10 protein-coding genes are annotated in these 8170 nt (G+C 58.2%); 9 read left to right on the top strand and 1 reads right to left on the bottom strand.

Features of this window, described 5'->3' with window-relative positions; translation table 11 throughout:
* The 9 genes from G392_RS0105560 to G392_RS0105520 all read left to right on the top strand — a co-directional run.
* A partial coding sequence (locus G392_RS0105560) for a DUF1983 domain-containing protein (protein WP_027009440.1) occupies window positions 1-1074 on the top strand: 1074 nt, incomplete at its 5' end.
* Complete coding sequence (locus tag G392_RS0105555) at window positions 1071-1421, top strand: hypothetical protein (RefSeq protein ID WP_027009439.1); 351 nt, start codon at window positions 1071-1073, stop codon at window positions 1419-1421. The genes G392_RS0105560 and G392_RS0105555, both read left to right, overlap by 4 nt.
* Window positions 1402-3252, top strand: coding sequence for a hypothetical protein (locus tag G392_RS0105550; protein WP_027009438.1), 1851 nt, complete (start codon window positions 1402-1404; stop codon window positions 3250-3252). The genes G392_RS0105555 and G392_RS0105550 overlap by 20 nt, the downstream gene beginning before the upstream one ends.
* Window positions 3253-3303: 51 nt before the next feature.
* Entirely contained in the window at window positions 3304-3687 is a 384-nt protein-coding gene (locus G392_RS0105545; protein ID WP_027009437.1) for a hypothetical protein, read from the top strand.
* Between the two features lie 10 nt (window positions 3688-3697).
* Entirely contained in the window at window positions 3698-4195 is a 498-nt protein-coding gene (locus G392_RS12240; protein WP_156900817.1) for a hypothetical protein, read from the top strand.
* Window positions 4192-4521, top strand: a complete 330-nt coding sequence (locus tag G392_RS0105535; protein WP_027009436.1) for a hypothetical protein — start codon at window positions 4192-4194, stop codon at window positions 4519-4521. The genes G392_RS12240 and G392_RS0105535 overlap by 4 nt, the downstream gene beginning before the upstream one ends.
* A 73-nt stretch (window positions 4522-4594) precedes the next feature.
* A complete protein-coding gene (locus tag G392_RS0105530; RefSeq protein ID WP_084165934.1) occupies window positions 4595-5182 on the top strand; it encodes a D-Ala-D-Ala carboxypeptidase family metallohydrolase in 588 nt (195 codons plus the stop codon).
* A 175-nt stretch (window positions 5183-5357) separates the two neighbouring features.
* Window positions 5358-5480, top strand: coding sequence for a Com family DNA-binding transcriptional regulator (locus G392_RS14370; RefSeq protein WP_156900816.1), 123 nt, complete (start codon window positions 5358-5360; stop codon window positions 5478-5480).
* Window positions 5481-5545: 65 nt separating this feature from the next.
* On the top strand, window positions 5546-6385 hold the full coding sequence (locus tag G392_RS0105520; RefSeq protein ID WP_027009434.1) for a DNA cytosine methyltransferase: 840 nt from the start codon (window positions 5546-5548) through the stop codon (window positions 6383-6385).
* A 350-nt stretch (window positions 6386-6735) separates the two neighbouring features.
* Here the strand turns inward: G392_RS0105520 and G392_RS0105510 are convergent, their stop codons facing one another.
* Window positions 6736-8157, bottom strand: a complete 1422-nt coding sequence (locus tag G392_RS0105510) for an efflux transporter outer membrane subunit (RefSeq protein ID WP_034334509.1) — start codon at window positions 8155-8157, stop codon at window positions 6736-6738.
* Window positions 8158-8170 lie beyond the last annotated feature (13 nt).

The raw sequence follows: 8170 nt of genomic DNA, 5'->3' as shown, positions 1-8170 counted from the left end.
TGGCAGGGGCGCAACGGCAGCACCAAAGGCATTTATACCGTTGCTGCCCTATGGGAAAAAGGCGAATATTACATTTTGGCGGTGTGCGCCCGCGTCCCCGAAGGGCAGCCCGAAAACGGCAAAATCGTGCTGCACTACAGTAATTCCCCTGCATGGCAAAATGTTGATTATTTGGCACAACCGACCTTGTCGCACAACTGGCAATGGACGGTGATGAAAGCCCGCAAACCCGTACAAGATGGCGGCACATACAGCCAAATGTTTGTATCGGTGGACGGCAGCTACACGGGCGAAGCGGTGGAATATTGTCTGCCCTACGCTTCCAAAGGCGAGATATGGGCGGGTTACAAACCCGCCGATGCCGGCGCGGAGATTGCCGCCGCAAACGCCGCCATCACCGCCGAGCGCGAAGCCCGCACCGCCGCCGACACCGCACTCACCCGCGAAGTGAACACCGCCAAAAGCCAAATCGGCACGGCGCAGTCGCAGTTGCAAACGCTGCAAAACACCATTGCCGAAAAAGACCGCGCCCAAGTCGCCCGCGATGACCTGCTCACATCCGCCATCAACAATGCCTACGCCCGAATCGAAACCGCCCAAGACGTTGTGTCGTCCCTGCACGGTACGGTGCGAGCCATGCACACCGTCAAAGTGCAGGCAGTCGGCAGCCGCAAAGCGGTGGCGGGCTTGGCACTGGGCGCGGACGGCGAAACGGGCGACAGCCAATTTATCGTGATGGCGGACAAGTTCGCCCTTGCCGCGCCCAATGGCAGCAATGTGCAGATGCCGTTTGTGGTAACAACCACAGGCGGACAAGCCAAACTGGCATTGTCGGGCGATATGTTGGCAGATGGTTTGATTCAGGGCAAGCACATTGCGGCGGGACAAACCATCCGTACGCCCACACTGGTGGCGGCACGGCTGCAAATCGGTTCATTCACCATGGAACCGAGCGGCGCGTTTGCATCGCGCTCCACCGCCGCCAACCAAGCCGGTTTGAGTATCGACAACGACCGCATCGTCATCCGCGACACACGCGGACGGGTGCGGGTAATTTTAGGACGCTTGCGATGAATGACTACGGTATTTTATGCGCCGACCACAACGGCAGCATCTGCGAAAACCTTGAAGCCGCCTTGGCGGTGGAAGGCGTGTTGCTGCTGGGCGGCGGACGGAGCGGCATCATCGAATTGGACGCGCTGTTTCCCCTGCGCGAACACTTTGGCGGCATATTCGTGATGCCGCTTGCCCATGCCTTTGCCGCCAATACCCCCACCGAACACGCCGTAGCGGTGTATTTCGACAAAGGGCGCTTGGTGTGGCGCGTGCCTTATCAGGCAGACAATATGTATAGCGGCATGCCGTGGACAGGCGGCGAATTTGCAGGAAGGCAGTTTTTGTATGGCTACTGGAACAAATGACCACTACGGCATCGCCGTATACAACGAACAAGGCATAAACGTACTGGGCAACAACCTGTTTGCCCCCAAGCTGATTGGCACGGCAACGCTGCGGCAACGCGGCTTGGGCGAATTGTTTGTTGTGGCGGCGGACGGCAAGGAATTGTCCGAACGGGACGGCAGCCGCAACGTTCCGCTCACCGCCCTGCGTGCGGACGGCATCGCCCGTGCCTACCGCGACCGCAGTCCCCACCCCGACCGCGAAGGCGGCGAAGTGCGCACCGCCCTCACCCACAAATACGAATTCAGCCTGCACGGCTGCGGCGAAAGTTTGCCCTTGCTGGCGGCGGTGATGCACGGCTGGGGCGCGTCCTACGATGCCGCCAAATTCGACTTGGCAAGCCGTTTGACTGCCGCCGTCCTGTCGGGACAAGATTGGCAGGCGGCGCGGCGCGGACGCAACAGCGCGGCGGCGGCAGAATCAGCATTACGCGGCATCCGCACCGGACTGCCCTGTGCGCTGACTTTCCGTTGCCGCCCGCTCGGCAACGGCGCATCGGACGGCTTCGGGCTGGTTGCCCTGACCGCAGGACGGCTGTATGTGGAAATGACCCCGAACACCGAAACCGTGCTGCACCTGTACGACTGTGCCGGCGTGCCTTGGGATTATTTTGCACGCTGCTCAACGGTGGCAACGCCCGATGACTACGGCTTGGCAGTATACGGCCACGAACCGCCGCTTGCCAAAATCGTGTGGACGGGCGAAACCGCCGAAAGCCACGGCAAACCCCTTGCCCCGTCTCCCCTGCACATGAGCAGCCTGCCCCGCGCCCGTTACTTCTTTGCCCGCCACTGCGACACCACCCTGCGCGGCATTGCCGACAGCATCGGCAATGAAGACGACACCGCCCGCCGCCGCCTGTGCCAACAACTGGAAGACGACCCGAACGCCCCCTTGCGTTACGAACTGTACAACAATGCCCGCCCCCTGTTGCGGCTGTTGTCCAATCAAGATGCCGTCCGCAAAGGACAACAAGTGTCCGTACGCGATGCCGGCAGCATCGGCAAAATCTACACCGTACAAGCGGGACACGACTATGCCAAAGTATGCAGCGTGGCACAGCATGCTTGCGGCGGCATTTTTGACCTGTCCGGCGGCGGCGTACTGAACGGCACCGGCAACGTCCATGCCTACAGCGTATTCGAGCGCAGCTTGGGCAACACCCCCACACGCAGCCGTCCTGCCCATTTGTCTGACGACTACGCGGGCGCACCGTGGAACCCCACCGTGCCGTTCAAACTGTCGCAAATGTACGCCCAAGCGGGACTGGATTACCACGCCCCTACCAACCGCACCGCTATCGACATCCTGCTGCGCGACACCAACGTATTGGACAAATTCAACCTGTTCATCCATCAAAAAACATGGAAGTTGCAACGCGCCCTGAACGTACTGTTTAAAATCGACCCCACCGTTGCCCACCTGCCCAACCCCGACTACAGCCCCGAACAAGCAGCACAACGGCTGGAAGCGCAACAACAGCACCAAAGCCGCATCGATGCCGAACAAGCACGGCGCGAACTCAACGGCGGCGGCTACGATACGGACATCCACGCCCGCATCGAACGCGACTTGGGCAGCCGCCGCGCCCTGCTGGAAACGATTGAAAACATCTTGGACGGCGGCGAGCGGAACCGTGCCGACCTGATACCGTTTTGGGGCCTGCCCGCCTACCGCCACGGCAACGACAAACTGGAACTGTACCAACACCTGTCCGTTAAAAGCAGTGGCAACGTCAAAGCCCCCGACTACCTGCCTGAAAACTGGATATTGTGCCGCACCCCCGATTAACCGCCCGCATCTGCGGGCTTTTTTGCAACTGCCAATTGAAAAGGAAAAATCATGGCAAAAAACACTCAAAACCAAACCCACATCATCGGCTTGAAAAAAGACATTGTGGACGAGCAAACCGGCGCACCGGCAGGCTACCACGTTATCAACGACCTGCATATCGGCTACGGTAGTGCTTACGCCACCGCCACCCTTGCCAGTTATTACAGCCAAAAGCTGCACGAAGCGGGCAAACAGCCGATGGGCAGCACCACCGTTACCCTGTACGGCACACCCCCGCGCGGTACGGACGTGCAGGATTGGGCCTACCGCAGCATCGCCGCCGAAACCGCGCCCGATGCGCTTGACCCCTACGGCAATCCCGTCCAGCCGCATCAATTTAGCGGTGCGGATTTGGTATTTGCGCCCGCCGATGCCGGTACGGAAGCAGGATAAGGAGGCAGCCATGAAAACCAAAGCCCTGTATTGGTGGAATTACCTGCTCGGCTGGCGGTTTCTGCCGCGCCGTTTGCAGGATTGGCTGTTCGGCACGGGAACGCGGGCGGTGGAGCTGATTAGCGGACTGGGGCTGTTGGGCTTTGCCCTTGCCTTTGCCAACCATGCCGCACTGCTCACCCGCTATCCCATCTACCACAAATTCGCCACCGCGCCGCCGGCTTTAACCGTTTCGGTTTTGGCGGCGGTGGGGCTGGCGCAATTGCTGCTGATGGTGTGGCACAGTCCGCGAGCCAACATCTTGAGCGGCTTCGTGCTGCTGGTGGGCGGGGTGTTGTGGTTTTTGATTTTTGCGGCGTTTTCAGCCAATTATCCGCCGTTCAACCCGAGCATGGCATTGCCGTTCATTTTGGCTGCCGTGTGCAGCTTGGCAGGCAAAAACCTGATTGACTACAGCCGCTTGCAAATCAGAACCCAAGAACGCTACGGAAAGGACGGCAGCCCGTGAACGCATGGCAGACTTTGTTTCCCGCCGGCATCGTGTTTGCCATGTGCGGCGGGATTTTGGGCGTACTCGGTGCATTCGAGCAGGGACACGGCACATGGCGGCGGGTGGCGGTGGAAGCCGCCATCGCGGCGGTGCTGGCAGCAGCCGTAGCCGAAAACTATCTGCCGCTCAACAAGGCTTGGCTGTGCGGCGGTTTCGGCGTGGGTGTGGGCTTGGTGGCGGGTTATGTACTGGACGCGGTCAAAGCCGTTGCCCCCGACACCGTGCGCCGCCTTGCCGACAAACTCGCCAAACGCTACGCCCCCGATGATGCGGGCAAGTCCTGATTTCAGGCTGCCCGCAACCCCGAACCGCCGCAAGGCGGTTTTGTTTTTAATCTTGTTTTTAAAGGAAAGTCAAATGACTGAAAACCACAATCCCGAAATTGAAGCGGTCGAAATCCCCGAAACCGAGCCGCAAACACCGGAAACCCCGCCCGCGAAAAACCCCGCCGACTGGGTAACGGAAAACTTTAGCTGGCGCGAAATGACCCGCAGCCAAACGGCGGCACGGCGCGGCATCGACAACACGCCCAATGCCGAGCAGCGTAAAAACATCGTTTACACCGCGCAACAGTTGGAAAAAATCCGCGCCTACGTTGCCGAAAAATACGGTGCGCCGCGCGCACTGATTGTGTCGAGCGGTTTCCGTTGCCTGACGCTCAACCGCGCCATCGGCGGCAGCGCGACTTCGGCGCACGTTCACGGGCTGGCGGCGGATTTTGATATTCAGGGTTTGACATCAACTCAAACAGCTAAAATCGTCAAAGAAATGAAAGATAAAGGTTTGATTGATTATGACCAGTTGATTTTGGAATATCCGGGTCGTGGCGATGGTGCGTGGGTGCATATCGGTTTCAAAGCGGGTGGTAAAAACCACCGCCGCCAAGAACTGACGGCGAACCGCGTGAACGGTAAAACGGTGTACAGCAAGGGCTTACAAGCCTGATTGACCAAATCAAAACAAGAAGGACAACATCATGATTTAGCAGAAACCCTAAAAAGACGGCGACAGGCGCAGTGCGCGAACACCGCACCTGCCGGCCTTGCAGCGCATACCTGCGTCAGCCCGAAGCCGTCCCCTAGGGGCTTCGGATTGTATAATATCCGACAGGAGACTGACAATGGCATACCGCATTTTACGCTGCCAAAGCTGCAACAAGCGGCTGGGCGATGCAGACGGCGCATACAGCTTGAGCATCAAATGTTCACGCTGCCGTGCGCTTAATTATTTCAAATCATTCTGATTCTAAAAGAGCATCCTGAATGCCGAACCACCGAACGCCGCGAGCGTCCACAGGAAAGGCAGTTCATGAATGGCCCATCTCAAACGCACCGCCCCACAGTCGGCAGCCTGTTCGCCGGCATCGGCGGATTTGACCTCGGATTCGAGCGGGCAGGATTTATCACAAGCTGGCAAGTTGAAATCCACGACATCTGCCGCTCCGTCCTTGCCGACCGCTTCCCCCACGCCAAACAGCACAAAGACGTGCGCACCTGTCTGCCCGAGCTTACCCCTGTGGACGTCATTGTCGGCGGCTTCCCCTGCCAAGACGTTTCCATTATGGGACGGCGGGCAGGACTTAACGGACAACGCACCGGTTTGTTTTTCAACGCAATGCACATTGTTGCATCACTCGCTCCCCGATGGCTCGTTTTGGAAAACGTCTGCGGTCTCATCTCTTCCCACGATGGCCGCGACCTGCAAACGGTTATTGAAACGCTGGCCCAATGCGGGTATGTGGGGTACTGGCGCGTGCTTGACGCTCGTTATTTCGGAGTCGCCCAAAAACGCCGCCGCATTTTCCTTTGCGCGGGTTTGGGCGAATACCCCCCACTGGAGTTTATGGGTGATGCCGGACCAGTGGAACGCAGCCATGGCGCGGGTTGCGCGGGCACGGCGTGGGCGGACGCTTTTCCTACACTGCTTGCCGGACTGCGCGGCGGAACGAGCATCGATTTGTCGTTTGGCAACGTCATCGCTGTCCCCGACTCACGGCATCAGATGGTTGAGCGGCAGCGAAAGACTGAAGCTGACGGGTTTTTGCGCGGACTGGCTCAAACCGACTTTGAAGAGGCACGGGCTGCGGGAAACGCCGTTGTACCGCAAGTCGCGCAATGGATTGCCCAAAAGCTGATTAAAACATTTTAACAACCTGCCGATGTCCGTTCCGACTCCCCATTTTACTTCACACAAAGAAAACAGCCCGAATGAATTTGGGCTGTTTTTACTGGAGATTAATGCCCTTGATTGCACCATATCCACACCATCACAACCATATAAAATCAATAACACATGATTCTATTAAGTTTTTATCTGTTACCGATAAAACCCGCCATCGGCGCGAGCAACACGCGGGCTTGTTTTATATTTTCAATTACTTGACTGTTTTCTTTTGATTTATTTTTAAAATCCATCATTTGTATAAATTCGGCGGGTTGTTTGCGGTTTTTTATTGTCGGGAAAATGCCGCACGCGTCCGGCTGCCCGCCCGACAGGCATTATTCAGGCTGCCCGAAACCGCCGCCAAACGCCGTATTCAAGGCTGCCCATGCTACCTTTTGCTGCAACTGCGCCTGCAAAATACGGCTGCGTACCTGCACCACTTCGTCTTGCGCCGTCAAAACCGCCAAGCGCGTTTCCACGCCCGCCTTCACGCGGTCGGCGGCGGCAGCCTGCTGACGTTGTGCCAAACGCAAAGTCTGTTGTTGCAAAGCGGCGGCTTCGCGTGCGGATTCGTATTGGCTCAAGGCATCGGCCGCTTCTTTTAATGCCTGATAAACCGATTTGTTGTAACGGGCAACCTGTTCGTCATATTCCGCCTGCTTCACCGACAAATTCGCCTGCAATGCGCCTGATGTAAAAATCGGCAGGGTAATGCTAGGCAACAAGCCCGCCGCCCAACTTTGCATACTCGGCAAATCGCCGATTTCCAAGGCGGAACGTCCGATTAGGGCGCGGATGCGGATATTCGGATAAAACTTGGCTTCGGCGGCGCGTACCAGATGACCGCGACTGAGTACCGCCTCGCGCTGTGCCGCCAAATCGGCGCGTTTGCCCAACATATCGGCACTCAAAGCGGCAACGGGCGCGGCAGGCACGGCGGCGGACGGTTTCGGTTGCCAATGATTTAAGGCGTACGGTGCTTGTCCGCTTAAGGCTGCCAGCGCGTGCCGAATCAGCGCGGCTTTTTCGTCCAAATCGCGGATGGCGGCGGCAAATTGCCGTTGGGCGTTTTGTACGGGAAACAATTGGCTCGGCGGCAACAGTCCGGCACGGATGCGGTCGCGCAGCAGTTTTTCCTGTTGTTGTTTGATGGCGATGCGTTCGCGCAACAGGGCTTGTTGTGCCGACAAAGTTTGCAGTTGGAAATATTGGGCGGTAACGGCTTGCGCCAGCAGCAGGCGGGTTTGGGCGATTTCATAGGCAAGGGCGCGTTCTTTGCCCAATGCCGCCGCCAATTCGCTTTTGTGTTCGCCCCACAAGTCCCATGCCCATTGTCCTTTCAATTGGACGTTGGCGTAGTGGACGCTGTTGCCGAAAATGCGTTCGGACAGGGAATTGGGGTTGCTGACGGATTCGTGGTACAAACCCACACCGTCCGCCGACAAGGCTGCCTGAACGCCGTTTTGCGATGCCGCCAAGCCGCTCCCCGCTTGTGCCTGCCGCAAACGTGCCGCCGCCGCCGTCAAGTCGGGCGATTGTGCCAACGTGGTTTCAATCAGGCGGTTCAGCGCATCGTCATTCAGTTGCCGCCACCATTCGGGCGGAATCAAAACGGGACGTGAGGGCAGGTTTAAGGACGCGGCATCGGTCATGACGGCGGCGGGAGGCGTGTGCTTGAACGGCGCACACGCGCTTAAAGCCAGCAGGCAGGCGGCGGCACCCCAAAACGGTTTTTCAGGCAGCCTGAAAATATGCATGATGTATTTCCTT

This window comes from Conchiformibius kuhniae DSM 17694 (assembly GCF_000428785.1).
GTDB lineage: Bacteria > Pseudomonadota > Gammaproteobacteria > Burkholderiales > Neisseriaceae > Conchiformibius > Conchiformibius kuhniae.
Note: the sequence above shows the minus strand (reverse complement) of the source record. Positions and strands in the feature narration are given on the sequence as shown.

What these genes read in the sequence shown, in the direction of transcription:
- G392_RS14370 (WP_156900816.1), top strand. Translation starts at nt 5,358, where the DNA reads ATGGCATACCGCATTTTACGCTGCCAAAGCTGCAACAAGCGGCTGGGC.
- G392_RS0105550 (WP_027009438.1), top strand. Translation starts at nt 1,402, where the DNA reads ATGGCTACTGGAACAAATGACCACTACGGCATCGCCGTATACAACGAA.
- G392_RS0105555 (WP_027009439.1), top strand. Translation starts at nt 1,071, where the DNA reads ATGAATGACTACGGTATTTTATGCGCCGACCACAACGGCAGCATCTGC.
- G392_RS0105510 (WP_034334509.1), bottom strand. Translation starts at nt 8,157, where the DNA reads ATGCATATTTTCAGGCTGCCTGAAAAACCGTTTTGGGGTGCCGCCGCC.
- G392_RS0105530 (WP_084165934.1), top strand. Translation starts at nt 4,595, where the DNA reads ATGACTGAAAACCACAATCCCGAAATTGAAGCGGTCGAAATCCCCGAA.
- G392_RS12240 (WP_156900817.1), top strand. Translation starts at nt 3,698, where the DNA reads ATGAAAACCAAAGCCCTGTATTGGTGGAATTACCTGCTCGGCTGGCGG.
- G392_RS0105545 (WP_027009437.1), top strand. Translation starts at nt 3,304, where the DNA reads ATGGCAAAAAACACTCAAAACCAAACCCACATCATCGGCTTGAAAAAA.
- G392_RS0105520 (WP_027009434.1), top strand. Translation starts at nt 5,546, where the DNA reads ATGAATGGCCCATCTCAAACGCACCGCCCCACAGTCGGCAGCCTGTTC.